General features: G+C 43.3%; 23 protein-coding genes. 10 read left to right on the top strand and 13 right to left on the bottom strand.

Annotation, left to right across the window (positions count from 1 at the left end):
- Positions 1-352: 352 nt before the first annotated feature.
- The 5 genes from L2703_RS16460 to leuA form a co-directional block, all read right to left on the bottom strand.
- Complete coding sequence (locus tag L2703_RS16460) at positions 353-1705, bottom strand: outer membrane protein transport protein (RefSeq protein ID WP_248972155.1); 1353 nt, start codon at positions 1703-1705, stop codon at positions 353-355.
- A gap of 530 nt (positions 1706-2235) precedes the next feature.
- Entirely contained in the window at positions 2236-2841 is a 606-nt protein-coding gene (leuD, locus tag L2703_RS16455) for a 3-isopropylmalate dehydratase small subunit (protein WP_248972154.1), read from the bottom strand.
- 19 nt (positions 2842-2860) lie between these two features.
- Positions 2861-4273, bottom strand: coding sequence for a 3-isopropylmalate dehydratase large subunit (gene leuC, locus L2703_RS16450; protein ID WP_248972153.1), 1413 nt, complete (start codon positions 4271-4273; stop codon positions 2861-2863).
- Positions 4273-5367 (bottom strand): 3-isopropylmalate dehydrogenase, encoded by a 1095-nt coding sequence (gene leuB, locus L2703_RS16445; protein ID WP_248972152.1) that lies wholly within the window; start codon positions 5365-5367, stop codon positions 4273-4275. The genes leuC and leuB overlap by 1 nt, the downstream gene beginning before the upstream one ends.
- Positions 5364-6932, bottom strand: a complete 1569-nt coding sequence (gene leuA, locus L2703_RS16440) for a 2-isopropylmalate synthase (protein WP_248972151.1) — start codon at positions 6930-6932, stop codon at positions 5364-5366. The genes leuB and leuA overlap by 4 nt, the downstream gene beginning before the upstream one ends.
- 557 nt (positions 6933-7489) lie before the next feature.
- On the opposite strand from leuA, the gene L2703_RS19065 reads away from it, so the two are divergent.
- Positions 7490-9331, top strand: coding sequence for a diguanylate cyclase domain-containing protein (locus L2703_RS19065; protein ID WP_248972150.1), 1842 nt, complete (start codon positions 7490-7492; stop codon positions 9329-9331).
- Between the two features lie 10 nt (positions 9332-9341).
- Here L2703_RS19065 and recQ read toward each other — a convergent pair whose 3' ends face one another.
- Positions 9342-11183 (bottom strand): DNA helicase RecQ, encoded by a 1842-nt coding sequence (gene recQ, locus L2703_RS16430; protein WP_248972149.1) that lies wholly within the window; start codon positions 11181-11183, stop codon positions 9342-9344.
- A 187-nt stretch (positions 11184-11370) separates the two neighbouring features.
- Here recQ and L2703_RS16425 point away from each other — a divergent pair, with 187 nt between their 5' ends.
- Together L2703_RS16425 and rarD are read left to right on the top strand one after the other, a co-directional pair.
- Entirely contained in the window at positions 11371-11835 is a 465-nt protein-coding gene (locus tag L2703_RS16425) for a thioesterase family protein (RefSeq protein WP_248972148.1), read from the top strand.
- Between the two features lie 132 nt (positions 11836-11967).
- Complete coding sequence (gene rarD, locus L2703_RS16420) at positions 11968-12885, top strand: EamA family transporter RarD (protein WP_248972147.1); 918 nt, start codon at positions 11968-11970, stop codon at positions 12883-12885.
- Here the strand turns inward: rarD and L2703_RS16415 are convergent.
- The 5 genes from L2703_RS16415 to radC all read right to left on the bottom strand — a co-directional run bounded on the left by L2703_RS16415 (position 12882) and on the right by radC (position 16370).
- On the bottom strand, positions 12882-13421 hold the full coding sequence (locus L2703_RS16415; RefSeq protein WP_248972146.1) for a PH domain-containing protein: 540 nt from the start codon (positions 13419-13421) through the stop codon (positions 12882-12884). The two genes, rarD and L2703_RS16415, sit on opposite strands and share 4 nt — an antisense overlap.
- 71 nt (positions 13422-13492) lie before the next feature.
- Complete coding sequence (gene argA / locus L2703_RS16410) at positions 13493-14812, bottom strand: amino-acid N-acetyltransferase (protein ID WP_248972177.1); 1320 nt, start codon at positions 14810-14812, stop codon at positions 13493-13495.
- A 342-nt stretch (positions 14813-15154) separates the two neighbouring features.
- Positions 15155-15328, bottom strand: coding sequence for a 50S ribosomal protein L33 (rpmG, locus tag L2703_RS16405; RefSeq protein ID WP_055025224.1), 174 nt, complete (start codon positions 15326-15328; stop codon positions 15155-15157).
- A 6-nt stretch (positions 15329-15334) separates the two neighbouring features.
- The gene (gene rpmB / locus L2703_RS16400; RefSeq protein ID WP_160054466.1) at positions 15335-15571 is read right to left on the bottom strand and encodes a 50S ribosomal protein L28; all 237 of its coding nucleotides are present in this window, start codon (positions 15569-15571) and stop codon (positions 15335-15337) included.
- A gap of 121 nt (positions 15572-15692) precedes the next feature.
- Complete coding sequence (gene radC, locus L2703_RS16395; RefSeq protein WP_248972145.1) at positions 15693-16370, bottom strand: RadC family protein; 678 nt, start codon at positions 16368-16370, stop codon at positions 15693-15695.
- A 213-nt stretch (positions 16371-16583) separates the two neighbouring features.
- Here radC and coaBC point away from each other — a divergent pair, with 213 nt between their 5' ends.
- From coaBC to folE, 5 genes are all read left to right on the top strand, one after another.
- Positions 16584-17780 carry a bifunctional phosphopantothenoylcysteine decarboxylase/phosphopantothenate--cysteine ligase CoaBC gene (gene coaBC / locus L2703_RS16390; RefSeq protein WP_248972176.1) on the top strand — a complete coding sequence of 399 codons (1197 nt, stop codon included), beginning with the start codon at positions 16584-16586 and terminating at the stop codon, positions 17778-17780.
- Positions 17777-18235 (top strand): dUTP diphosphatase, encoded by a 459-nt coding sequence (dut, locus tag L2703_RS16385; RefSeq protein ID WP_248972144.1) that lies wholly within the window; start codon positions 17777-17779, stop codon positions 18233-18235. The genes coaBC and dut overlap by 4 nt, the downstream gene beginning before the upstream one ends.
- A gap of 35 nt (positions 18236-18270) precedes the next feature.
- Positions 18271-18864 (top strand): nucleoid occlusion factor SlmA, encoded by a 594-nt coding sequence (gene slmA / locus L2703_RS16380; RefSeq protein ID WP_248972143.1) that lies wholly within the window; start codon positions 18271-18273, stop codon positions 18862-18864.
- A gap of 356 nt (positions 18865-19220) precedes the next feature.
- Entirely contained in the window at positions 19221-21179 is a 1959-nt protein-coding gene (locus L2703_RS16375) for an alpha/beta hydrolase family protein (protein ID WP_428848668.1), read from the top strand.
- Positions 21180-21356: 177 nt separating this feature from the next.
- Entirely contained in the window at positions 21357-22007 is a 651-nt protein-coding gene (gene folE / locus L2703_RS16370; RefSeq protein WP_248972142.1) for a GTP cyclohydrolase I FolE, read from the top strand.
- 480 nt (positions 22008-22487) lie between these two features.
- Here folE and pyrE read toward each other — a convergent pair whose 3' ends face one another.
- Positions 22488-23129 (bottom strand): orotate phosphoribosyltransferase, encoded by a 642-nt coding sequence (gene pyrE / locus L2703_RS16365; protein ID WP_248972141.1) that lies wholly within the window; start codon positions 23127-23129, stop codon positions 22488-22490.
- A 71-nt stretch (positions 23130-23200) separates the two neighbouring features.
- Entirely contained in the window at positions 23201-23914 is a 714-nt protein-coding gene (gene rph, locus L2703_RS16360) for a ribonuclease PH (protein ID WP_248972140.1), read from the bottom strand.
- 242 nt (positions 23915-24156) lie between these two features.
- On the opposite strand from rph, the gene L2703_RS16355 reads away from it, so the two are divergent.
- Both L2703_RS16355 and L2703_RS16350 read left to right on the top strand, forming a co-directional pair.
- A complete protein-coding gene (locus tag L2703_RS16355) occupies positions 24157-25020 on the top strand; it encodes a YicC/YloC family endoribonuclease (RefSeq protein WP_248972139.1) in 864 nt (287 codons plus the stop codon).
- Between the two features lie 199 nt (positions 25021-25219).
- The gene (locus L2703_RS16350) at positions 25220-26434 is read left to right on the top strand and encodes a tyrosine-type recombinase/integrase (RefSeq protein ID WP_248972138.1); all 1215 of its coding nucleotides are present in this window, start codon (positions 25220-25222) and stop codon (positions 26432-26434) included.
- Positions 26435-26454 lie beyond the last annotated feature (20 nt).

The raw sequence follows: 26454 nt of genomic DNA, 5'->3' as shown, positions 1-26454 counted from the left end.
GGCGCAGTAACACAGCTCTCAACTCGCGATAGCGCAAAGTAAACACTGCAGAAGCACACCTTTAATGCTATCTATATGAGTAATACCACCTCAACCAAACTGGCCAATCGTTGCCTAGTTCAAATCATCTCCCCTAAAATGTAAAAAAGCCCCGCAAATGCAGGGCTAAATCGCTTGTTAAACCATCAGGAAAAATAAGTGATCAGACATTACCTAAGAAAAATCGCTTAGAACAAGGCAGAAATGGCTGCGAGATAATTGTTCTATCTTCAACATTTCTAACAAAGTAATAAACCATGTTAACCAGTCAGCATGATCACATTTTTGTGCTGATGAGTATGACCTTAATCAGTTACATTTTATAGCTAAGCTGTAATCCGGTTAGCCATACGTCGCCAGTTGCTTCGCCACTAAAGCCGATAGAGGCAAGTCCGAGTAAGTCTTGAGTTTCATCAATGGGAGCATCACCGTGCATACGAATATAGGTTACGCCAAGGTCCACACTTAGATTGTCAGACACTTGATAACCAGCTCCCATACTGAACCACAAACGATCCGAATCTGGAATTGTTGTTGTACGATGCTCATCATCTACAGCGGTGTTATCGAGCGCAACACCAGCACGAAGTGACCATTGCTCATCAAGGTGATAAGTCGTACCGATTGAGTAGCGCCAGTTATCTTTAAAGTTTTCTTCTTTAACAACGTCAGATTCAAGATCGCCAGTCGGTTTTATCTCTCCAGGGAAATAAGCGACCAAACGATCAAAGGTGCTCCATTGTGTCCAATTGACACTTGCATGCACCGCCCAGTTTTCTGTAAGTTGGTGATATGATGCCAACTCAGCAATTGCAGGAAGTTCGATAGGTAAATACCCATCTATTTTAACGTCTTGACCGCCATTGTAGACAACACCCGCTGCGCTACCATCTAACTCAAGATCAACGCCGCTGTGATAGGCTAAACCAATACGGTTGTTGGCATTAATTTGCCAACTTGCTCCGGCTTTCCAACCATAACCAATGTCATCACCTTCCATTGACTTAAGCTCTGTACCTGATGCTGGCAGACGCGCTGAAATACTCTCTGGCACACTAGGGTTAGCCTTAATCGCCTCTATCCAAGCTGGTGTTGTTGCGCTGATTTCGCCTTCACCATAAACGATTCTCAGACCTGCTCCCACGGTAAATTCATCATCAATGCGATAGGCAATATTTGGGTTAAATTCAACGGTGGTAATCGCGGTGTGACTACCAAAAATGGCAGCGGCACTGCTTGGGGAGGTTTCGGTTGCTAAACCGTAGTTAGCATTAACAGCAAGACCCCAAGTCCATTTATCATTTAGCTGATTCGAATAATAAAAGTTAGGTATCAGGGCATCGTCGGCCACATCAATTGCATCTGCATCGACGACTATCGCATCAGATCCTAATAAAGGAGAAGTAATACTTACATCCCCTAACACATCCACATTTGGCATAACATAAACACCACCAGCAGAAAGCTGACGACCTTCAAGGTATGCGAGCATGGCAGGGTTTCTTGCTTGAGTTGACGCGTTATCTGCAATGGCGGCTTCACCAGCAAATGCTCGGCCAAGCCCAGTTGCTGACGATTCTGCAAGTTGAAAACCTGCTGCTTTTACTTGAGTTGTTGCCCCAAATACAATGGCGCTAATGGCCAATGTTAACACTGTTTTTTTCATTATCATTCTCTGTGTTTAAGATTCATACTGCTTAAATCGACCTCAATAGAGTAAAAGCTCGATTTAAATGAGGGCATCAGTTTACGGATCCAAAACGGCTTTGCAACAGGGGGGAATCGAGCAAGAGGAGCAAATCGGCCAATTTAAAACTGTGATCTAGCGCAAGATTTTTAATTGGCATGGGTAGTTACCTAGGTAAAAATATAAATACCTGTACGCCCAAATACCAGCAGCCACTCAAAACAACCACTTAACTAATACAAAACAAATACTTAAACAAATAAAGTTGGCACACAAGTTAGCTTTAATCACTGCATTTAGTTACTGATTGTCATCGCGCTACAAATTAAGTTAACCGTTTTCAAACAAAAATTAATTTACATATAAAAAATAAAAAAACCTCTTTTTGCACACAAAAAGAGGTTTTTTCACACTGAATGACCACACATGACTCATTTATATGAGCTGTTAACTGATCAGCTAGCCAAGCCATAACCACTCAAGGGCGATGTCAATGTATTCAAGACAAATTACGCATACCACTGCGGAATTTTAGCTTCATAATCACTGATATGCTGCTCAAATGATAAGGTTAAGCCTATGGCGTCTAAACCATTAAGCAGTTTATGCCTTGCTGACTCCACCAAACTAAAGCTAAACACCTTTCCTGAAGGCGCTGTAACAGTTAAGGCTTGTAAATCAACCGTAATTTGCGCCCCTTCGGTTGCCTCAACTTCATCCATCAATTGTTGTACTTGCTGTGCAGGCAACTTAACGGGTAATAAACCATTATTAATGGAGTTGCCGTAAAAAATATCAGCAAATGTTGGGGCAATAATCACGCGTAAACCAAAGTCTGCCAACGCCCAAGGCGCATGTTCACGCGATGAACCACAGCCAAAGTTTTCTTGGGCCAATAAAATAGAAGCCCCTTTATAACGCGGCTTATTAAGCGCAAAGTCTGGGTTAGGCTTATCGCCGGCATCATCTAAATAACGCCAGTCATGGAATAAATGCACCCCAAAGCCATCACGGGTCACTTTAGATAAAAATTGCTTCGGAATAATTTGATCTGTGTCGATATTGGCACTATCGATCACTACCGCTAAACCGGTATGGGCAGTAAATGCTTGCATGTTTGTCTCCTATCTCGGTTTAGTAAGGTTTACGAATATCAACAAAGTGACCAGCGATGGCAGCTGCAGCCGCCATCGCAGGACTCACCAAATGTGTGCGACTGCCACGGCCTTGGCGTCCTTCGAAGTTACGGTTACTTGTAGAGGCGCAGCGATCGCCGGGCTCTAAGCGGTCATCGTTCATGGCTAAACACATAGAGCATCCCGGTAAGCGCCATTCAAATCCGGCTTCAATAAAGATTTTATCTAGGCCTTCTGCTTCTGCTTGAAGTTTTACCTGGCCAGAACCAGGCACCACAATCGCAACCACGCCCGGTGCTACCTTACGATTTTTGGCATATACCGCCGCAGAACGTAAATCTTCAATGCGCGAATTAGTGCAAGAACCAATAAACACTTTATTAATGCTAATGTCGGTCATTTTAGTACCTGGTGTTAAACCAATGTACTCCAATGCCTTAATCATGCTGGTGCGATTAGTCAGATTGGGTTCATCTTGCGGGTTAGGAACCACGGCATCGATGGCTACAACTTGCCCAGGGTTTGTTCCCCAGGTTAATTGCGGCGCAATGTTTTTAGCATCTAATACCACTTCGGCATCAAACACGGCATCAGTATCGGTTTTAAGCTGTGACCACGCCGCAACCGCCTGCTCCCATAACTCTTCTTTTGGCGCAAACTCACGGCCTTTTAGGTAATCAAAGGTCGTTTGATCTGGTGCCACCATACCGGCTTTAGCACCCATTTCGATGGCCATGTTACATAATGTCATACGGCCTTCCATGCTTAACGCTTCAATGGCTTGGCCACAAAACTCAACCACATAACCAGTACCACCGTCCATACCAAGCTTGCCAATAATCGCCAGTACGATATCTTTTGCCGTCACGCCGTCTGTCACCTGACCACGCACTTCCACTTTCATGGTTTTGGCTTTTAATTGCCGTAAGGTTTGTGTTGCTAATACATGCTCAACTTCTGATGTGCCAATACCAAATGCCAATGCACCAAATGCGCCATGAGTCGCGGTATGCGAGTCACCACACACAATGACAGTTCCTGGTAAAGTAATACCAAGCTCTGGCCCCATGACATGCACAATACCTTGATTTGGATGATGAATATCGTACAAACGCACACCAAACTCTTTACAGTTTTGTGCCAACGTTTCCACTTGCGTGCGGGCCATTGGGCTTAGCGCATCTAAACTTGCACTTCGAGTCGAAGTATTATGGTCCATGGTAGCAAAGGTTTTTTCGGGTGCGCGTAATTGACGCCCAGCCACTTTCAACCCACTAAAGGCTTGCGGGGATGTCACTTCATGCACTAAATGCCGATCAACATATATAATTGGCGCCTCACCTTCTGGGCTTGCCACTATATGCGCATCCCACACTTTTTCGTATAAGGTTTTACCTGTTACCTGGGCCATTACACACCTTCCTTTATTGCCTGAGCGATAAAATCACCCATTTGTACTGTCGATTTAGCTTGACTGCGTTTATCTGCAGCTAACAGTTCACCCGTAAGGTAGCCACTTGCCAATGCTTTGGTAACCGCACGCTCAATAGCACTTGCTGCCTCTTCTTGCTTTAAGCTGTGGCGCAACATTAATGCCGCCGATAAAATTTGTGCCACCGGGTTAGCAATACCTTGCCCAGCAATATCAGGCGCACTACCACCAGCGGGTTCAAATAACCCAAACCCAGTGCTGTTCATACTTGCCGACGATAACAGCCCCATAGAACCTGTTAGCATGGCAATTTCATCTGACAAAATATCACCAAATAAATTTGAACATAACATTACGTCAAACTCGTCTGGACGACGTAATAGCTGCATGGTCGCGTTATCAATATAAATGTGCTCTAAGGTGACATCAGGAAAGTCTTTAGCGACCTCCTCTACCACTTGGCGCCATAGTACTGAACACGCCAACACGTTAGCTTTATCTACTGAAGTGACCTTCTTTTTACGGCCTCTTGCGGCTTCAAAAGCAATACGTGCAATACGGCTGATCTCGCGGCGACTATAACGCATGGTATCAAACGCTTCTTCGCTTTCACCTTCACCTTGGCGCCCTTTAGGTTTACCAAAGTAGATACCACCGGTTAACTCACGTACACACAACACATCAAACCCGCGTGCTGATATGTCGCTACGTAGTGGTGACATATGTTCTAAGCCGTCATGTAATTTTGCTGGGCGTAAATTACAAAATAACTCAAAATGACCCCGCAGTGGCAACAATGCTCCGCGCTCAGGTTGATCGTTTGGAGGTAAATGTTCCCATTTAGGGCCGCCTACACTACCAAATAAAATCGCATCTGCGGCTTCACAACCTTTTAGTGTTGCATCAGGTAAAGGGCAACCATGGTTATCAATGGCAATACCGCCAACATCATATTCGGTGTATTGAATATCAAGTCCAAAACGGGTTTCAACAGCACTAAGCACTTTACGTGCTTCTGCCATCACTTCAGGACCAATACCATCACCCGACAAAACTGCTATTTGATAACTCATACGCCACCTAACTCCCTTTCTTTATGGATCTGTTGTTTAAAATCAGCCACTTTATCTGCGCGGTACACTAAATTCATCACATGCACCAACGCTTGAGCAGAGGCCTCTACGACGTCAGTTGCTAAACCGACACCATGGAACATTTGTTCATTATATTTTGCAGTAATATCAACCTGCCCCAATGCATTTTGCCCTTCGCCTTTGGCACTGAGTTTGTAATTAGTAATATTGATTTTACGATCTGTCGCACGGGCAATGGCATTGTATGCCGCATCAACAGGCCCATTACCTGTTGCCGCCTCGGTAATATCGTTACCGTCGACTGCAATGCGCACAGTGGCGGTAGCGACACCCTCTGTGGAGTCCGAATGCACCATCATATGCTGAAGCTGATATTTGTCATCATCTTGCGCTTGTGACTCCATAAAGACCAATGCTTCTAAATCGTAATCAAATACTTGGCCTTTTTTGTCCGCTAGGGTTAAAAACTGCTCATATAGGCTGTCCATATCGTAGTCAGTTGGCAAATAGCCCATTTCTTCCATGCGGTGTTTAATCACATGGCGACCAGAACGAGAAGTCATGTTTAAGTTATTGCGATTTAGGCCAATACTTTCTGGTGTCATAATTTCATAAGTATTTTTCGCTTTTAACATGCCATCTTGGTGAATACCTGACGAATGCGAGAAAGCATTGGTTCCTACAATCGCCTTGTTGGCTTGAATTGGCATATTACAAAGCTGACTCACTAACGATGATGTACGGTGAATTTCTTTAGCATTAATGCCGCAATCTAAATTTAACAAGTTTTTACGCGTCGCCAAAATCATCGCAATTTCTTCTAACGAACAATTGCCTGCGCGTTCGCCAATCCCATTAATGGTACATTCAACTTGGCGAGCCCCCATTTCAACGGCTGCAATGGAGTTAGCCACTGACAACCCTAAATCATCATGGCAATGCACCGAAATCACCGCTTGATCGATATTGGGTACGCGGTTGAAAAGCGTTTGAATGATGCCCCCAAACTCACTAGGCACCGTATAACCAACAGTGTCAGGGATGTTAATCGTGCGGGCACCGGCTTTGATTGCGGCCTCAACCATACGGCACAAATTATCGATGGGAGTGCGTCCGGCATCTTCACACGAAAATTCAACATCGTCAGTAAAGCGCCTAGCGTATTTCACCGCACCCACCGCCATGTCTAGCACATCATCGAACGAACGCTTTAATTTGCTCTCTACATGGATGGTTGAGGTTGAAATAAAGGTATGAATACGGAATTGATCGGCAACAGACAAGGCTTGTGCTGCGGCATCAATGTCTTTTTCTAATGCACGAGATAACGCACACACACGACTGTTTTTAATGGTTTTAGCAATGGTCTGCACAGAATGAAAGTCGCCTGGCGAAGACACAGGAAACCCAACTTCCATCACATCAACGCCCAAACGCTCTAGAGCCAGCGCGATTTGTAGCTTTTCTTTAACGGTTAAGCTGGCAGCAAGTGCTTGTTCACCATCACGCAATGTTGTATCAAAAATTAAGACTCTATTGGACATCGAATTTCTCCATCGACCATCTTGTTTGTATTTCACCTAACTGCAAATATCACAACCGGCTCGTTTCAAAAGGGCTAAAAACAAAAAACCCCGCGACTGTTAGCGCGGGGTTTGTGTATGCTGAATGAGTTATTTCGCATGTAACACAAAGGACTCCGCGCAGTCTATGCGAGAGAGGAGTAGGAGTCCGAGTAAAATAGCCTGTGTGTTCATAGCGTTAGTATTCACTTTCAATAGTTTTATATTCACATTACTTAATGTTTAGTAAATAAATATTCTGAATTATTTTTCTATGACTAATATTTAACGCGAGCTGGCGCTGCTGTCAACCCTAAATTACTCAACTTGAGAAAGATTACGGTGTACTAGTACCTCATTACGGTGATCTCATGCAATTTTACCTTTGAGACCAAGGTATCTTTTGCCTTAATGATCTCAATGGGCTAGATCAAAATTCGTGAACTTAAATGGCCACATCATTTATATTTTTATGTAACAAAAATTAAAAATCCGTATACTTGAACAACCCAATTAGAGTCAACGTAACGATGGTACGTGTGAAAGCAGCAAATAAAAATAAATACAATTTGTTGAGTTTTATGTTTGGTTTATTGCTGTTGTTCGTTGCGGCGCCGGCATTATCACTCCCTTCGCAAGAGCTACTTCTAAGCGACAACATCGTCACCAAAACGCAGTTGCTCAGTGTCAGTGAGCAATTGGATGTCATTAACAGTATCAATTCGCAAAAATCAGAAGACGCAAGAACACTTCTAGAAGCACTGGAGCGGCAACAGAGCACTCAAGCTTTTAGCAACGTAGAAACCCTTCGCTTAAGCTTATTACGGTGTTTTAATTTACTCGAGTTTGGTGAGTTCAATCAGGCAATCATGCTGGCAAAACAAGGTGAACTTAATGCTCGCCAGTTAAAATACGATTCTGCGCGACCTTATTTTATATTGTGTGAAGCGTCTGCTCATCAAAGTCTTGGTAACACCATACAAGAACAACGACAATCTGAAGAAGCCTTGCGTCTGGCAAGACGCTATTCTGAAAAACAAGCCATGGTGAATGCCTTGTATTTGCGAAGTAGGCAAAATACAAGCCTAGAAAACTATAACCAATCAATTGAAGATTTGCGCTTAGCGCTGGACATTTTTGATGAGGCACAAGTTCAATTTCAACAATGGTATTTATTGCCTAGGTCATTTGTACAACTGGAAATTTCAAATGTTTTTTTCTCTATGGGTGACATTAAAGAATCCCTTCACTTTGCAGAAACTGCTGCCAATGATTTCTCGGCGTTTGGTAAGCTAAAATTTGCATTTGCCGTTAATTTGGCACGAATCAACATAGAAATAGATAATAAACCAGACGTATTATTGTACTTGAAGAAAGCCGAAGCAGAAAATAACAAAAACACAGCGACAAGAGATATCGCTATTGGTAATGCGTTGCTTGCTGCTATCAACTCGTATCTTGGAAATAACGACACGGCAGAACAACAAGCATCATTCAGTATCAAAGTATTAACCCAATACAAAGAACCAATTTACGTCATGCGTATAAAACGCACGTTAGCCAAGATTTATTTTGCACAAAACAAAGACAACCAAGCGTTAGCACTACTTAACGACATCATCCAGCAAGCTAGCGAACTTCAGCAGTTTTCCGACCTTGAAGAGTTTAATCACATCATCAGCGAATATTACGCAATCAACAACCAGTTTGAACTGGCTTATCAATTTCAGGTACAGCGTTTTGAGGCCGCTAAGCAAGCTGCTGCAAAACTCAATAATGCTCATTTTGTTCAGTATCAAGCCCGCCTGGCTGAACAAAATAACGCTGCACCTATAGAGCAAGAATCAACCTCAAATATCAATCAAAATATCGCAATTACGGCATTGATTATTTTATTGCTGTCGATTGGCCTTGTGCTATTTTTAGCGAAAAAACCACAAACAGCATCAACCGACACGACAGAAGAAACTCAACAACAACGAATTGATAACTTACTGCTCAGCGCCAAACAAGGCCATTATCAACTGAGCATGCTTCTGGTTAATATTAGCCAAATCCGCCAAGTGGATATTCCCTATCTTGAAAAGCAATTTCAATTGGCATTAAGAGAACAAGATCAGCTGTTTCGCCATAGTCTCGATGAGCTCGTCATTTTGCTACCTCATACGTCAGCAACAGGGGCTACACGAGTCATGCATCAAATAGAACAAATACTGAGCAATTGGAAAGACGACGTGAAAGCCAGCATAGGTCTTGCGAGCTTACAGCAGTTAGACACATTTGAAGTGTTAATGAAACGCGCAATATTAAACCAATTAAGTAAAATGAAAACACAAGACAGCAAAGTCTTATCTCACGAACAGAGTGCATTTAACCCATAGTGGCTATGTGCTAACCCGTTAAATAGTCACTGATCTCATCTAAAAACTCGCCGCCAAAACGGTCAAGTTTTATTTGGCCAACACCATTTACCGCCAGCATTTCACCTGGGCTGGTAGGTAACATGGCCGACATTTCTGCAAGTGTGGCATCGTTAAACACCAAATACGGTGGAATATCATGCTGCTCGGCTAACTCTCGGCGCAATAACTTTAATCGCGCAAATAATTTCCGATCATATTGCTGCACAGCGCGCGTATTCGATTTACGTTTTACATCAAGCAACTGAATACGCGGCTCTGCCAGCATTAAGGCAACTTCAGCCTTTAAAATCGCCCTTGCAGCTGGGTTTAAGCGAATACTTGACCCTCGAGTGATATCTTGACTAACCAGGCCTAAATGGATTAGCTGTCGCAGTACACTCAACCAATGTTCTGCCGACTTATCGGCACCGATCCCCCATGTGGTTAACTTATCATGGCCTCTATCAACCACACTCGCGGCTTTAGAACCTCTGAGTACATCAATAACATGGTGAATACCAAAGCGTTGCTGTAAACGGTAGATACATGACAACACTTTTTGAGCATCTTCGGTGCCATCGTAACGTTTTGGAGGATCTAAACAAATATCACAGTTACCGCATGGCTCAGATGCTGCCTCATCAAAGTAATGGAGCAATACTTGGCGCCGGCAAGTTTGCGCCTCCGCAAAAGCGGCCATGGTATGTAATTTGTGAAACTCAACCTGTTGCTGAGGCCCTGGCTCTGACTGCTCAATCAAATGCCTAACCCGACCAATATCGGCAGGGTCAAATAACATGTAAGCTTCAGCCTCTAGCCCATCTCGGCCCGCTCGGCCAGTTTCTTGATAATAAGCTTCAATACTTTTAGGGATATCATAATGCACCACAAAACGGACATTAGATTTATTAATTCCCATCCCAAAGGCCACCGTGGCCACCACAATATCAACCTGATCTTTTAAAAACTTATCTTGTACATCTGCGCGCTCTTCTTGGCTCATTCCGGCATGATAGGCTTGAGCATTAAACCCCTGTAAGCGCAGTCGCTCAGCCACTTCATCGACCCGGCGACGACTGCTGCAATACACTATGCCACTCGCACCATTTTGCACCGTGATAAATTGGCGTAACTGGTTGGCAGCATTTACCTTTTCTGCCACGGTATACCGAATGTTTGGACGATCAAAACTCGAGAGTAAGGTATAAGGAGCAATGTTTAAGCGCTCGCAAATACTTAAACGTGTCGCTTGATCTGCCGTCGCGGTTAACGCCATTAACGGAATATAAGGAAAATACGTTTTTAACTGCCCTAGCTCGGCATATTCAGGTCTAAAGTCATGACCCCACTGGCTGATACAATGTGCCTCATCAACAGCAAACATCGACAATTCAACAGATTGTAAACGCTCTATAAAGTCTGGGCGCAATAATCGCTCAGGCGAGACATACAGCAGTTTTATCTCGCCTGCGTGCAATTTACGCAGCACTTGCGCACTTTGCTCGCGCGGCAGTGATGAATTGAGATACGCAGCAGCGACACCACTTTGTAATAAACTGTCTACTTGATCTTTCATTAATGAAATCAGAGGTGAAACGACAACTGTGACCCCCGGCAACACTAAAGCCGGTAACTGGTAACACATACTCTTACCACCACCGGTAGGCATAATCACTAAAGTGTCTTGGCCCTGCAAGCTGCGCTCAATCACCTCTCGCTGCCCTTGACGAAAGGCACGATAACCAAATACCTGCTGTAAACTAGCCGATAACATATCTTGCTCAGCAGCAGTATTAGGGGTTGGGCTTGGCGTCGAAGTCAGATTATCCATTCACACTATGATGTCATTAAACGGACGGCCATTTTAAAGCACTCGGCTACAGATGTCTTGAAGCAAAGTGCAATTACGCCATTTTACCTCCTATGATGATTGAGTATTGCTCACTTTAACGTTAGATTTAATACTCTATGCACACTGAAAATAAATACAAAAATAATAAATAAGACAAGGATTTCCCATGAGTTCACCTATTCAAAGTCAAGCCCTGCAACAAGTTGCAGAGATTTTTGATAAGCATGTTCCTTTTCATAACCTACTTGGATTAGACATAAAGCATTACGACATCAATGGGGTTGAAGTCGTGATTAAGATGAAACCAGAACTAATAGGTAACATCCATCAAAACATCCTTCATGGTGGTGTTACCGCTACGTTACTTGATGTGGTGGGTGGCCTGACAGCCTTTGCTGGCTTGGTTGCAAGCCGTGAAGATTGGACAATAGAAGAGTTACAACAACGCTTAACGACCTTAGGCACCATTGATATGCGGGTTGATTTTTTACGTCCTGGTCGTGGTGAAATATTTACAGGTACTGGCACTGTCATCAGGGCTGGCAATCGTGTATCGGTTTGCCGAATGGAATTGCACAATGAATTAGGCACTCACATTGCTTTTGGTACAGGTACTTACATGGTGGGCTAACTCGGCAATAGTAGTCCTTTTGCCACGTTAAAGTGACAGCTCACCAATAAAACAAATTGCTTAATAACTTGTGTCATCAATGGGGGCGACCTACAATCGCCCCTCTTTCGTTATTGCCATAGTTGACTCATCATGCCTGATTTAGAGTATCGTAAAGGGGTTTTCCTCGCGATTTGCGCCTACACCATTTGGGGTGTCGCTCCTTTATATTTCAAATTATTACATCATGTCCCCGCCACTGAAATTTTAATGCATCGTGTTATATGGTCATTTCTTTTTATGATCGTTTTAATGCAATTTATTGGTGGATTTAGCCGCTTACGCCTCATCCTTAAGCACCCCAAACAACTGCTTATTTTGCTCACAACGTCAGTATTAATTGCAGCAAATTGGCTTATTTTTATTTGGGCTGTGAATAACGACCACATGCTTGATGCGAGTTTAGGTTATTTTATCAACCCACTTTTTAATGTACTGTTAGGAATGATATTTTTAGGAGAGCGCTTACGTAAATTGCAATGGCTTGCGGTCACGTTAGCCAGTATTGGGGTGTTGGTGCAGCTCATCTCGTTTGGCTCAATTCCGCTGGTGTCTCTGGCCCTAGCGGCAAGCTTTGGTTTTTATGGCTTATTGCGTAAAAAAGTCAACATTGATGCAAAATCTGGCTTATTAGTCGAAACGGCTATTTTATTACCCGTTGCACTGGGCTACTTAGTGATAACACTAGGCAATTCGCCTGCCAGCATGTTAACCAATAGCCTTAACCTTAATTTACTTTTAGTGGCCGCAGGAGTTGTCACCACTATTCCTCTTTTGTGTTTTGCAGGTGCCGCCGTACGTATTCCCTTTTCTATTTTAGGGTTCTTCCAATACATTGGCCCGAGTATCATGTTTATCTTAGCGGTCAAATTATTTAATGAACCTTTCGATATTGAAAAAGGCATCACTTTTGGTTTTATCTGGGGCGCACTGGTGATATTTATTAGCGACATGGTACTGCAACGACAGCGCCAACATGTTGCCACGAAAAAAGCCGCCGCAAAGGCTTAATCAATAGGCTCTAATGCTAACGCGCTGGCATGCAACTGTGCTAGCGCTTTATCTGCATCGATGACACTAACCATAATCATTTTATCTTGGCTAATGGGTAACATAATCACCTGAGTAGGATCTGTTACCGACAATAAGGCTTTATCGCCATTATTTAATGAAAACCATCCCAAAGAATATCCAGGTATGCCCAAACCATTTGTGCGCCACTTAGCCGCGTATTCGGGCTCTTTAAGCAGGTTGACGACCCGAGCTTGAGCAAAGTCCACTTGATTAACCTCAATGGTGTGTGAATACAGTGGAATTTTAACCCGCAACTGTTTGTCATCCCAGTAAATGGTACTGCTAAACGACTGATAAAACGTCAAAACAAATAAGCCCATTAAAGGTAACATTACTCCCAGTGTTAAATACTTAGCGTTACTGGGAATGGGTTTTAAAAAAATAAACACCGTTAAACCAAGTAAGCCAACTAACAGGGCAATAAAACTGTATATGGCTCCAGACTCAAGAGAGGCCAGCTCAATAGCATTCATATAACCTCTTTCTAAGAGTGTTTTTTGCCATAAAAAATGCCGGAATAACCGGCATTTTTAACACAAAGGATCTATAAATCCAGGGCAAGAATTTTTGATCGTCGTTGATAGTTATAAAGCTGCTTTTTCTTGTTAGGCAACTCTTCAACGTCAACAATATTAAAGCCATGCTCTAAAAACCAATGAATGCTGCGTGTTGTTAACGCAAACAAGCGTGAATAACCGCGCACTCGAGCTTGACCAATAATATTATTCAATAAAATGCTGCCACGGTCAGCATCACGGTAATCAGGATGCACCACTAAACACGCAAACTCACCGGCATTATCTTCTTCAAATGGATACAGCGCAGCACAACCAATCACTAAGTTATCGCGCTCGACCAACATAAACTGTTCTATTTCCATTTCGAGCTGCTCACGAGAGCGGCGCACTAAAATACCTTGCTCTTCTAATGGGCGGATAAGATTTAAGATGCCGCCAATATCGCTAATCGTGGCACGGCGTAAACGTTCGGCGCTTTGTGTGACAATTTGAGTGCCTATGCCTTCGCGTGAGAACAACTCTTGCAATAAGGCGCCGTCATCTAAATAACTCACCAAATGACAACGAGGCACACCACGACGACAGGCTTCAACACTGGCTTTTAAAAATGCCATCGTGCCAACAGAGGCGGCTGTATCTGCTTTCATGGTTTTAAGCATTTCTTCAACATCATCAGGCATAAGCTCAGCAATCACCTCACCGTTTTCGCCAACAATGCCATTTGTTTCACTAAAACCAATAATTTTGTCTGCTTTGAGCTTAATGGCCACCTGTGTGGCAACTTCTTCCGCCGTTAAATTAAAGCTTTCACCAGTCACTGACGCCGCGATAGGCCCCATCAACACAATACCATTATTGTCTAGTTGGCGACGTAAGCCCTGAGCATCGATACGACGCACTTTGCCGCTCAAACAAAAATCAACACCGTCATCAACACCAAGTGGTTGTGCAATAACAAAGTTACCGCTAACAAGATTGATTTGTGCATTTTGCATGGGCGTATTACCTAAACTCATAGACAATCGAGCCGTAATATCAAACTGAGTGGCTCCAGCAACTTGCTTGATAATCTTTAAGGTATCTTCATCGGTAATACGAATACCGTTATGGTATGCAGGCTCAATACCTGCCGCTTTTAATCCTGCATCAATTTGCGGCCTAGCACCGTAAACTAATACCACCTCAATCCCGAGTGAATGCAGTAAAGCAACATCATTTAAAATGCCGCGAAACTGCGGATGCGCTAATGCCTCGCCACCTAACATGACGACAAAAGTTTTACCTCTATGGGCATTAACATAAGGAGCAGAATGACGAAATCCATCAACCAGTTCAGTGGTTCTCACAGGCAAATTCACCTCGGTAATTAATTTGGTGTTAGTCATACTTGCAACCTTTAGCAGCAGTTACAAGCCAGAATGTAATATCGAACAACGATGTTATTGCATTTTAATTCACTTTTAAAGCATTTTATTTCACACAAAGCGAAAAATAGTTTGTCTGTTAAGTGTGAAAAAATCATTACAGCCATAAAGTTAGTTTAACTTAACAGGCTATATGGCCTTAAGCACTTTTGTCTCGTTTATACCATTGCGCATTAAACAGCATAAACCATTTCAGTATAGCTTACTTTTTTACAGGCATAAAAAAAGCCCCAATTAAGGGGCTTTTTTAAGAAGAAAAATCAATTACTTGATTTTAGCTTCTTTGTAGATAACGTGCTGACGAATAACTGGATCAAATTTCTTGATTTCCATTTTTTCAGGCATGTTACGCTTGTTCTTTTCAGTAGTGTAGAAGTGACCAGTTTTAGCACTAGATACTAATTTGATCTTCTCACGATTACCTTTAGATTTAGCCATTTTCTATTACACCTTCTCGCCACGGGCACGAAGTTCAGCAACAACAACTTCGATACCTTTCTTGTCGATAATACGGATACCTTTGGTAGATACACGTAATTGTACGAAACGCTTTTCTTCTTCTAACCAAAAACGGTGGTTTTGTAGGTTAGGTAAAAAACGACGACGAGTCGCGTTTTTTGCGTGCGAACGGTTGTTACCAACCATTGGCTTCTTGCCAGTTACTTGGCATACTCTTGACATGTCAATCTTCTCCAAAACAAATTTTTAACGCTCGAGCATTAATGTGCCTCGTATGGCCGTCGCCCGAGGCACAAAGAGGGCGCATTTTATACACGATTGACCATATAAGATCAAGCAGTGTTTATACAATCCACCCCCGCTCGGCAAAGGAGACAATCTCCTGATCACCTACAACCATATGATCTAACAAAGAAACATCTATGGTTGCCAATGCATTTTTTATTCGATCAGTTATTCGCCGATCAGCCTGACTTGGCTCTGCAATGCCAGACGGGTGATTGTGACACACTATCACCGCCGCTGCTTTTTTATCCAAAACAAGGCTTACAACCTCACGAGGATAAACAGAAGCAGAATCGATGGTGCCACGAAATAATTCTACAAATTGAATGACTCTATGTTGGGTATCCAACAATAGTAAGGCGAACACTTCATAGGATCGGTCCGCTAATTGTCTCATTAAATAGTCCCGAGTTAAATCAGGATTTGTCAAAATTTGTCCTCTTTGTAGATTTTCGTGGGCAATTCGCTTAGAAATTTCGGCCGCAGCCTGTAATTGAGCATATTTTACCGGTCCAACACCGGCTAATTTACACACTTGGTTTTTAGGCGCACTCAACAAACTGCGCAAACCGCCAAACTGATTAATCATATTGCGGGCTAAATCGACCGCATTTTGACCCGCAAGGCCATTGCGCAAAATCACCGCCAGTAATTCAGCATCAGACAACTGCCCTGCACCATTAAGTAATAGCTTTTCACGTGGCCCTTCTCCTTGAGGCCAGTCTTTAATTCCCATGTATGCTCCTTGCACTCTGTGAGACGCCATAACATCGACGAATCCAGTTTCATCAATTCGCTACTACTGCGCCAATACTGAGTTGTTATATTTTGAAAACAAACTTTAAATTGATTACACAGTATGGTCGATATTTTTGAGATTGGATCCAAGCAACTTGTTGTTGGTTTGTGATATCGTTAGCCGCAATAAGATTTGAGCCGGATAATTCACATCATGCTAACAAATAAAAAAGTATTACTCGGAATTGGCGGCGGCATTGCAGCCTATAAAAGTGCGGACTTAATCCGCCGCTTAAAAGAACGCGGCGCAGACGTGCGGGTCATCATGACTCAAAGCGCCATGGAATTTATTACGCCACTCACCATACAAGCGCTCTCTGGCCACCCTGTAGCCTCTGATTTGCTCGACCCAGCAGCAGAGGCCGCTATGGGTCATATTGAGCTTGCACGCTGGGCTGATGTGGTATTGCTTGCACCCGCTACAGCAAACCTTATGGCGCGTATCAATGCTGGTATGGCAGATGATTTACTCACAACAACCTGTTTAGCGACCAGTGCGCCCGTAATTGTCTGCCCTGCCATGAACCAACAAATGTACCAAAATATCGCCACCCAAGAGAACATGGCTCATTTAGTCAGAAAAGGCTTTATCATTTGGCAACCCGCATCAGGCAGCCAAGCCTGTGGTGAAGTGGGGCCAGGGCGTATGCAAGAACCCATCGCCATTGCCGAGCAATTAGTGCAATTTTTTGGACCAAAGTTATTACAAGGGCATCAATTGTTACTCACCGCAGGGCCAACCCGCGAGGCAATCGACCCGGTGCGTTATATATCTAACCACAGCTCTGGCAAAATGGGCTTTGCCCTTGCACAAGCCGCCGCCGAAATGGGCGCACAAGTGACCCTAGTGTCGGGCCCTGTCAACCTTGCCACGCCAGCAGGTGTTAAGCGCATTGATGTCGAATCTGCACAGCAAATGCTCGACGCCGTAATGCAACAGGTTGAGCAACATAATATTTTCATTGGTTGTGCGGCAGTTGCGGATTATCGAATTGCCGATGTAGCTGATCAAAAAATTAAAAAATCGGCCGAACAAATGCAGCTTGCACTGGTGCGTAATCCTGATATCTTAGCCACGGTAGCTCAGCACACAACACGGCCTTTCACTGTCGGTTTTGCCGCTGAAACGAACGATGTAGAGCAATACGCCCGTGGCAAACTTCAGCGTAAAAAGCTGGATATGATTGCTGCGAACGATGTCTCTATTCAAGGCCTTGGCTTTAATGCCGATAGCAATGCACTACAAGTATTTTGGCAAAACGGTAGCCAACAACTGCCTGCTACAGACAAACTGACGCTGGCACGCCAATTACTTACATTGATAGAACAACAACTAAAAAAATCATGAAAACACCCATTGAACTAAAAATCCTCGACTCGCGTATTGGCAGCGAATTTCCGCTGCCAGCTTACGCTACCCCAGGTAGTGCAGGTATGGACTTACGCGCAATGACCGACACGGCAATGGTTATCGAACCAGGCCAAACTGAGTTAATTCCAACGGGCATTGCCATTCACGTGGCCGACCCAAGCCTAGCAGCAATCATTTTACCGCGCTCAGGTATGGGCCATAAAAATGGTATTGTGTTAGGTAATTTGGTCGGTTTAATCGACTCTGATTACCAAGGGCAACTCATGGTGTCATGTTGGAATCGAAGTGATAAGCCATTCACGCTCAACGTCGGTGATAGGTTGGCCCAATTGATGTTTGTCCCTGTCGTACAGGCCCAATTTACCCTAGTGGATGAGTTTAATCGCTCAGAACGTGGAGAAGGCGGATTTGGTCACTCCGGTACCAAATAACCTTTTCAAGTAGTCACTGAGCCAAGGAACACACAATGGCCGAAAGCCCAAAAATAAACCGTCGTGAGCATATTTTACAATGCTTAGCACAAATGCTTGAAACCAGCCCAGGTCAACGGATCACAACCGCCAAACTGGCCACAGAAGTCGGCGTATCAGAAGCCGCGCTATATCGTCATTTCCCAAGTAAAGCCCGGATGTTTGAAGGCTTAATCGAATTTATTGAAGATGCGATTCTGTCACGCTTAAACATTATCATGGACGAAGAAAAAGACACCATGACCCGCTGCCAATTAGTATTGCAGCTATTGTTGGTATTTTCTGAACGCAACCCTGGTATTTCTAGAGTCTTAAATGGCGATGCACTGCTAGGCGAAAACGAGCGTTTGCGCAGTCGAATTGACGTGTTATTTGCCAAAATAGAAACCCAAATCAAACAAATTCTACGTGAAAAAACCCTACGTGAAGGCGTCGGTTTTAATCTCGATGAAGCCATACTCGCTAACTTATTATTAGCGTTTGCCGAAGGCAGAATTTCACAGTTTGTTCGCAGTGAATTTAAACAAAAACCCACACTACATTTTGACGAGCAGTGGACCTTTATTCAGCAACAGTTGCTGAGAAGCTAACCCACGAAATAAATAATAAAATAACCAGAACCAGTTGACCTTTTCTGGTTGAGTTTTGTTCGAGTTAAAAACGTGCTAACCGCGGCGAATAGATTGATGCCTAGTCATATAAGCAACTCTTTATTCGCAAAGAGTAAAACGTTTTTAGCCGAAGCCTGCGGGCAGCGAATTTTTGGCCTTTTTACTGCGTTATAAACTGTTACGTAAAATAGTGACACGACAAAGTCTCTGCTTTGTAGCTCATGTTTAAGTGATGGCCAACAATTCGCTACAAAAACAACCTTAAAAGATCAACTATTCCCCTAAGGACAAATACAGATAAAACATTTGGTTTTATCTGTGATAAAAGGACGTATATGAAATACAGCATTCTCTTAGCAATTATTTTATTTATGATTGCCATTCCAAGCACTCACGCCTCTAATGCCGAACTGTTCAGCAGAGGAAGCGAATACACAGATCTAAAAATATCTCCCAATGGCAAATATATCAGTGCAGTGACAGCGCACCAGGGTAAGAAAACCCTCGTTATTTTAAAAACAGACACCAAACAGCTTGTTCATGCCATCTATTTTCCTGGAAATGCCGAGGTAGGTGATTATGAATGGGTCAACAGTGAACGTCTTGTATTACAAAAAATGTACTTAAAAGGCTGGTCTGAGCAACCACTATATTATGGTGAATTGATGGCAGTGAATGCCGACGGTACAAAAGCAACCTATTTATTTGGTTACAATAATGGCCAAATGCAAACAGGTTCGCACATTAAAAAAAATACCGCCATTAGAGCTACTGCCTATATTCTCGACCCGTTACCTAAAGACGAAAAATACATGTTGGTCAACGCAATTGCTTGGAATGGAGGAAGTAACCTAGATTACAGCCAAAACCAGCAAGTCTACCGCGTTGATGTTAACTCTGGGACACGCAAAAAAATACTTACATCACCAGTAGGTTACACAACCTTTTTAACAAATTTTGAAGGTGAGGTTAAATTTGCATCGGGTATCAATGCCGATAACGAAACGAAACTATTTTATCGCGATAATGGTGACTGGATTGACTCAAAAAACCTCAATCTAGGCCTAACCGATTTTAATCCTATTTCTTTTTCAGACCAGCCAAATACGATTTTTGCCGCCGGTCGTGAACAAGATGATACATTAGGCGTTTATAAAGTGAATTTGTCTCATGGCACCAAAGAAAAAGTCATCCAAGAAGACAAAATAGACCCTAGCCACTTTTGGATAAATAAACAAACTAAACAGCTTTATGCTGTTGAATACCAAGATGGTTACCCAACATACGACTTTGTCGACCCAGCCGACGCCCACAGCAAATTACTCAAACAGCTTTTAGCCTCTTTACCAGGGCATCAAATTCACATTGTCAGCGAAACAACAGACGCGAATCAATTCATCATCAAAGCATTTAACGATCGCAACCCAGGCGACTACTATCTTTTTATTGCCGACAAAAAGCAGTTGATTTATCTCGTTGCAGAAAAAAAATGGCTCGACCCCGAACAAATGGCAGAAGTTAAACCTATTCGCTTTACAAGCAGAGATGGGAAAACAATTAATGGTTATTTAACACTACCAAATAATAAAGAGGCCAAAAACTTGCCATTAATTGTTAACCCTCATGGTGGGCCGCATGGTGTCAGAGACTGGTGGGGCTTTAACTCACAAAACCAACTATTAGCAAAAGAAGGCTTTGCCGTTTTACAAGTCAACTTTAGAGGTTCTGGCGGATATGGCAAAAAGTTTGAACAAGCTGGCTATTTAAACTGGGGAACAAATATTCAATACGACATTATTGATGCAGCTCAACATGTCATTGAGCAAGGCATCGCGAATAAAGAACAAGTGTGTATCGTCGGGAGTAGCTTTGGCGGATATAGCGCATTACAAAGTGCGGTCATCGAACCGACATTATTCAAATGTGCAATTGGTTTTTCAGGCTTGTATGATCTACCTTTGTGGAAACAAGACAGTGACGTATCCAACTCAAATTATGGACAAAGCTATCAGGAAGAAGTCTTAGGCAATGACATCAACAATTTAAAAGCAATGTCCCCCGCATACAACGTCAATAAACTCCAAGCAACATTGCTTTTAGTTCACGGTGAAGATGATGAGCGGACACCTTTAACTCAATTAGAATCTCTTGAGAACGCGCTGAAAAAACAACAATTCCCATATCAAAAAATGGTTATAAGTAACGAAGGTCATGGATTTTATAATGACACTCACCAAGCCATGTACTATGAAAAAATGCTTAAGTTCATCAAAGAAAACTTAAACGTTAAGTAACAATTACCTAACCGTTTAATCAACAAAAGCCGATACTTGACTAAAAGGGTCGGCTTTTTTATTAGCCGCGGTATTAATTTGCAGCAAATCGCGCTATTCTCCTCGTCCCTTAGCAGCAGCTAAGCACGTTTTAGCATACACTCATACAAACAGTGATATCGAGTCGTTGGAGGATATATGGCACTCAGTGAAGCCGCAATTAAAGTACAAGCAGCACTAAAAGAACGTGGGTTAGAAACCCCAATGCTGCCAAAAACTTCCACGCCAGAACAACGTAAAGTTAAAATTGAACACCACATGCGTGAGATTTTGACCTTAATGTCGCTTGATCTAACCGACGACAGCCTGACAGACACGCCGCGGCGTATCGCAAAAATGTATGTCGACGAAATCTTCTCTGGGCTTGATTACGAAAACTTTCCCAAAATCACCGTCATTGAAAATAAGATGGGCGTGGATGAAATGGTGCGCGTACAAGACATTAGCTTAACCAGCACTTGCGAACATCATTTAGTCACCATCGATGGTGTGGCAACCGTCGCCTATTTACCGCGTACTAAAATTATTGGTTTATCTAAAATTAACCGCATCGTGCGCTTCTTTTCCCAACGTCCGCAGGTACAAGAGCGTTTAACCCAACAAGTGTTAGTGGCGCTGCAAACCTTGCTTGAAACAAAAGATGTTGCCGTCAAAATGGATGCGGTACATTACTGCGTTAAATCTCGTGGGGTTATGGACTCAACCAGTTCAACCACCACCACAGCGCTTGGCGGTATTTTTAAATCAAATCCGGCTACCCGTGCTGAGTTTTTACACCAAGTGAAATAACGTGCTCGGATTACGCTAAAAAGAGCAATAAAAAGCTGCATCAATATGACTATTGTGCAGCTTTTTTAATTTTTCAGCCCATGTGGCTCAGTTTAAATCTAGCCAAGTGGAAGTTCATTTAATACCAATTCCAGCAATTATCTGGTCATTCAGCGGGAATTCTGTGTCTTCTAGGCAAGTAATAGGATTGTAGGCATAGTTGCTCTCGACAACCGCTCCTGCGTTGTTCTACCTCCTGCGTCCATGCAGTCGTACGTCAAAATGCTATTAAGCAGTATAGAAGGCACAGAAACCCGCCTTGTAGGAGACACTCATACTTTCCATTTCTTTGTTGCATCGCCTTAAAAGGGAATAACCATTCCTTCAACAATGCGCCTCAAACTGAAAAATCTGAGTGGCTCTGATTGGTCACATAATTAATGGAAATGGTATAACACAATCAGAAAGACAAAGGGCTGTTTGAAAGGCGTGGAGCTCAGGTTAAATACCATATTGCTCACGGTAAGCCCTAACGCTAGCCAGTTCCGCTTCCATGCCCGGTTTTTCAGATAAATAATTGATTAAATCGGTCAGCTTAATAATCGACACAATCTGACAGCCAAAATCGCGCTCAACTTCTTGAATAGCAGACAGCTCACCCTTGCCTTTTTCTTGACGATCAAGCGCAATCAATACGCCTGCAAGTTGGGCATTGTGGGCATTAATAATGTCCATCGACTCACGGATAGCCGTGCCCGCAGTGATCACATCGTCCACCAGCATCACTTTACCTTTAAGCTCGCTGCCAACTAAACTGCCACCTTCGCCGTGGGTTTTAGCCTCTTTACGATTAAAGCAGTAAGGAATATCCACATCGTGATGATCGCACAAGGCAACTGCTGTAGTGGTGGCAATCGGAATGCCTTTATAAGCGGGGCCAAACAACAAGTCGAAGTCGATGCCAGAATCCATTAACGCAGCAGCATAAAAGCGGCCTAAACGCGCTAAGTCTTTACCCGTATTAAATAAACCAGCATTAAAAAAGTACGGGCTGGTACGGCCAGATTTAAGGGTAAACTCACCAAAACGTAATACTTGGCGATCAATAGCAAACTCAATAAATTCGCGTTGATAGGCTTTCACGTGTGTTCCTCTATAATCAAATTTTAGATTAAAAAAAAGGACCGTAATCGGTCCTCATTTTCAACAACATATTAACTTAATGCGGCTTTTTGCACATCGACAATTTCGCGAATACTGTTTTTAGCCAGACCAAGTAGTTCAATCAATTCTTCATGGCTGAATGGCTCACCCTCTGCAGTACCTTGAATTTCAATAATCTTGCCAGTCTCAGTCATCACAACATTCATGTCAGTTTCAGCTGCGCTGTCTTCAAGGTATTCTAAATCACTGATTGCTTCGCCTTTGTAAATACCCACACTCACAGCAGCAATTAAAAACTTAAGTGGGTTGGCTTTAATAATGCCTTTACCACGGGCCCAGTTCAGGGCATCCACTAACGCCACGCACGCACCAGTAATCGCCGCAGTACGTGTACCGCCATCAGCTTGAATCACGTCACAATCGATAACAATCGTATTTTCACCTAACAGCTTCATATCCACTGCAGCACGTAACGCACGGCCAATTAAACGCTGAATTTCTTGAGTACGGCCAGACTGCTTACCACGAGCAGCTTCACGGTCCATACGGCTGTGGGTTGAACGCGGTAACATACCGTATTCAGCCGTTACCCAACCTTGACCTTGGCCTTTAAGAAAACGAGGCACACCTTCAGTAAAGCTGGCAGTACATAATACTTTTGTGTCGCCAAACTCAACTAAAACAGAGCCTTCAGCATGTGCAGTAAAAGAACGCGTAATAGTAATAGGGCGAGTTTGAGCTGGTGTACGGTTACTTGGGCGCATGAAAAGTCCTGTAGTCGAATTCATATCAGATTTGAGCGCATATTATAGAGGTTCGCGCCGCCAGATGCCACGACAAACCCACCCTAATCGTTATCACTAGCATATACCCCCAGGTATTTTAATCTCCATATGCTTGATATCGGCCAAGATACAGCACAAATCTGCGCACTAATCCTTTAATCCAGAGGCCTAAAGCGGCTATAATCAACCCACATTTGCGTAATAACATAACAGGACACTTCATGATCCAAAGCATGACAGCCTATGCTCGTATTGAGCACAAAGCACAATGGGGCACTGCCTCATGGGAAATTCGTTCAGTCAACCAGCGCTACCTAGAAACCTACTTGCGCTTACCTGAGCAGTTTCGCAGCTTTGAACCTGTCTTACGCGATCGCCTACGTAAACGCTTAAATCGCGGTAAAGTTGAAGTGAACCTGCGTTATGAACTCGCCGACAATAGCAGTAATGAATTACAGCTAAACCAAGCGTTAGCCAAGCAATTATTAAGCGCAGCCAACTGGTTAAAGCAAGAAGCCGGGCAAGGCGAATTAAGCTTAACAGATGTATTACGCTGGCCTGGCGTGCTCGCCTCAGCCGAGCAAGACATGGACGCCATTGGCGCCGAGCTAATGACAGCCTTTGACAGTGCAATAGATCAGTTTATCGAAGCGCGCGGCCGTGAAGGTGAAGCCATTAAAGACATGCTACTAACCCGTTTAGACGGCGTAATGGAGCAAGTCAATATTGTGCGCGAGCACATGCCAACCGTCATGCAATACCAACGCGACAAACTCACCAACCGTTTGGCTGATATTGCCGGTGAACTCGACCCTGCTCGTATTGAGCAAGAAATGGTCTTACTGGCGCAAAAGCAAGATGTCGCCGAAGAAATGGACCGTCTTGAAGCCCACGTAACCGAAGCCCGTCGCATCCTGAAAAAAGGCGGCAGCGAAGGCCGCCGTTTAGACTTTATGATGCAAGAGTTTAACCGCGAATCAAACACCCTAGCCTCAAAATCAATCAGCGCAGAAATCACCTCAGCCGCGGTTGAGTTAAAAGTATTGATTGAGCAAATGCGCGAGCAGATCCAAAACGTTGAATAGTGTCCATTTAGGTCCAAAAACGTAACACAACCATTGTTTTAAAAGGATTTATTCTCAACCTCAATCCATAGAGGTCCAAAGATACCCACCACTTTCTCGAACTAACTGGTGGGTAATACGGTGAGTATGCTAGTATCTAGTCAATGTGTAGTGGTGGGTAAAACACACACCCTTATAATTGGCTGGAGAACTAGAGCTAATGGGAAAATTAACCGCAAAGGAAGTAGCAGCAAAATCCAAGGGAGAGCCTGGTCGATTCGCTGATGGTGAAGGTTTATATTTTGTCGTGCCCAAATCCGGCAAACCATTTTGGATGCTCCGCTACACCGCCAACAAGAAACGCAAAGAAATGACACTGGCTAAATACAGTGATCTTTCATTGGCAGATGCACGCGCAGAAGCCGCAATTAAAATGAAGCAGTTTCGTGATGGCTTAGATCCTCTTATTGCCAAGAAACGCGCTGAACAAGCCGAAATTAAAACCGTCGATGATCTCTTTGCTGATTGGCATTTAGGCAATATCAAAAGGCTCAAACATCACGAAATCCCCGAACGTATCTACCGTAAGGACATTGCTCCCCATATAGGTAGCTTTAACGTCGATAACGTTACAGCCAGAGACATAAGAGCAATTTTACAAGCCATCGCAGCCACTAACCGCCCAGCAATAGCTAACGACGCACTAATGTACAGCAAGCAACTCTTTAATCACGGCATAAAACTGGACTTGCTTAGCGCAAATCCAGCAAGTGCATTTTCTATTACTGATGCTGGTGGCGTCGAAAAAAGCAAAGACAGAGCCTTAACCATCGAAGAGCTCACTCAATTTTTTAAAGTTGCACGCGAAAATAGTGACAGCTTTAGCCGCGAAAACTATCTTGCTTGTGCATTACTGGTGATATTGGGCATTAGGAAATCTGAATTGGCTGAAGCGCCTTGGAAGGAATTTGATTTAGAAAAGCAGGTTTGGAACTTACCGAAAGAGCGAAGTAAATCCGGTGTTGGCATCACTATTCCATTACCTGAAGTTGTGATGAATTGGATTCGTGAACTAGAAGTAAGAGCTTGTGGTTCCGAATATGTGTTCCCTAGCAGACGTTCAAGCAAGAACCCACACATGGGTAGAGATACTCTAAACCGTGCTATAACCAAACTCTTTGGTCATGAAGCTGGTAAAAAGAAACAACCTCCCAACGTAATGGGTGATATGGCCCACTTTACCGTTCACGACTTACGCCGCACTTGTCGTACTTTATTAGCCAAACAAGGCACACTGGGGCATGTAGCAGAGCGTTGTCTTAATCATAAGCTTAAGGGCGTTGAAGGGATTTATAACCAGCATGACTATTTTGAAGAGCGGAAAGAAGCTTTAAATACATTATCCAAATCATTGCAGACTATTATAAACAATTAACAGTAAAGATAATGAGAACT

It is taken from the genome of Shewanella basaltis (assembly GCF_023283885.1).
Classification (GTDB): domain Bacteria; phylum Pseudomonadota; class Gammaproteobacteria; order Enterobacterales; family Shewanellaceae; genus Shewanella; species Shewanella basaltis.
The sequence above is the reverse complement of the archived record's forward strand: the minus strand, read 5'-3'. Positions and strand labels throughout refer to the sequence as shown.

Excerpts from the sequence above, each read along its gene's own strand:
- leuD (WP_248972154.1), bottom strand. The coding sequence starts at position 2,841 with ATGCAAGCATTTACTGCCCATACCGGTTTAGCGGTAGTGATCGATAGT.
- leuC (WP_248972153.1), bottom strand. The coding sequence starts at position 4,273 with ATGGCCCAGGTAACAGGTAAAACCTTATACGAAAAAGTGTGGGATGCG.
- rarD (WP_248972147.1), top strand. The coding sequence starts at position 11,968 with ATGCCTGATTTAGAGTATCGTAAAGGGGTTTTCCTCGCGATTTGCGCC.
- radC (WP_248972145.1), bottom strand. The coding sequence starts at position 16,370 with ATGGGAATTAAAGACTGGCCTCAAGGAGAAGGGCCACGTGAAAAGCTA.
- leuB (WP_248972152.1), bottom strand. The coding sequence starts at position 5,367 with ATGAGTTATCAAATAGCAGTTTTGTCGGGTGATGGTATTGGTCCTGAA.
- L2703_RS16460 (WP_248972155.1), bottom strand. The coding sequence starts at position 1,705 with ATGAAAAAAACAGTGTTAACATTGGCCATTAGCGCCATTGTATTTGGG.
- L2703_RS16355 (WP_248972139.1), top strand. The coding sequence starts at position 24,157 with ATGATCCAAAGCATGACAGCCTATGCTCGTATTGAGCACAAAGCACAA.
- folE (WP_248972142.1), top strand. The coding sequence starts at position 21,357 with ATGGCACTCAGTGAAGCCGCAATTAAAGTACAAGCAGCACTAAAAGAA.
- slmA (WP_248972143.1), top strand. The coding sequence starts at position 18,271 with ATGGCCGAAAGCCCAAAAATAAACCGTCGTGAGCATATTTTACAATGC.
- L2703_RS16375 (WP_428848668.1), top strand. The coding sequence starts at position 19,221 with ATGAAATACAGCATTCTCTTAGCAATTATTTTATTTATGATTGCCATT.
- L2703_RS16425 (WP_248972148.1), top strand. The coding sequence starts at position 11,371 with ATGAGTTCACCTATTCAAAGTCAAGCCCTGCAACAAGTTGCAGAGATT.
- rpmG (WP_055025224.1), bottom strand. The coding sequence starts at position 15,328 with ATGGCTAAATCTAAAGGTAATCGTGAGAAGATCAAATTAGTATCTAGT.
- dut (WP_248972144.1), top strand. The coding sequence starts at position 17,777 with ATGAAAACACCCATTGAACTAAAAATCCTCGACTCGCGTATTGGCAGC.
- L2703_RS16350 (WP_248972138.1), top strand. The coding sequence starts at position 25,220 with ATGGGAAAATTAACCGCAAAGGAAGTAGCAGCAAAATCCAAGGGAGAG.
- recQ (WP_248972149.1), bottom strand. The coding sequence starts at position 11,183 with ATGGATAATCTGACTTCGACGCCAAGCCCAACCCCTAATACTGCTGCT.
- leuA (WP_248972151.1), bottom strand. The coding sequence starts at position 6,932 with ATGTCCAATAGAGTCTTAATTTTTGATACAACATTGCGTGATGGTGAA.
- rph (WP_248972140.1), bottom strand. The coding sequence starts at position 23,914 with ATGCGCCCAAGTAACCGTACACCAGCTCAAACTCGCCCTATTACTATT.
- L2703_RS16415 (WP_248972146.1), bottom strand. The coding sequence starts at position 13,421 with ATGAATGCTATTGAGCTGGCCTCTCTTGAGTCTGGAGCCATATACAGT.
- rpmB (WP_160054466.1), bottom strand. The coding sequence starts at position 15,571 with ATGTCAAGAGTATGCCAAGTAACTGGCAAGAAGCCAATGGTTGGTAAC.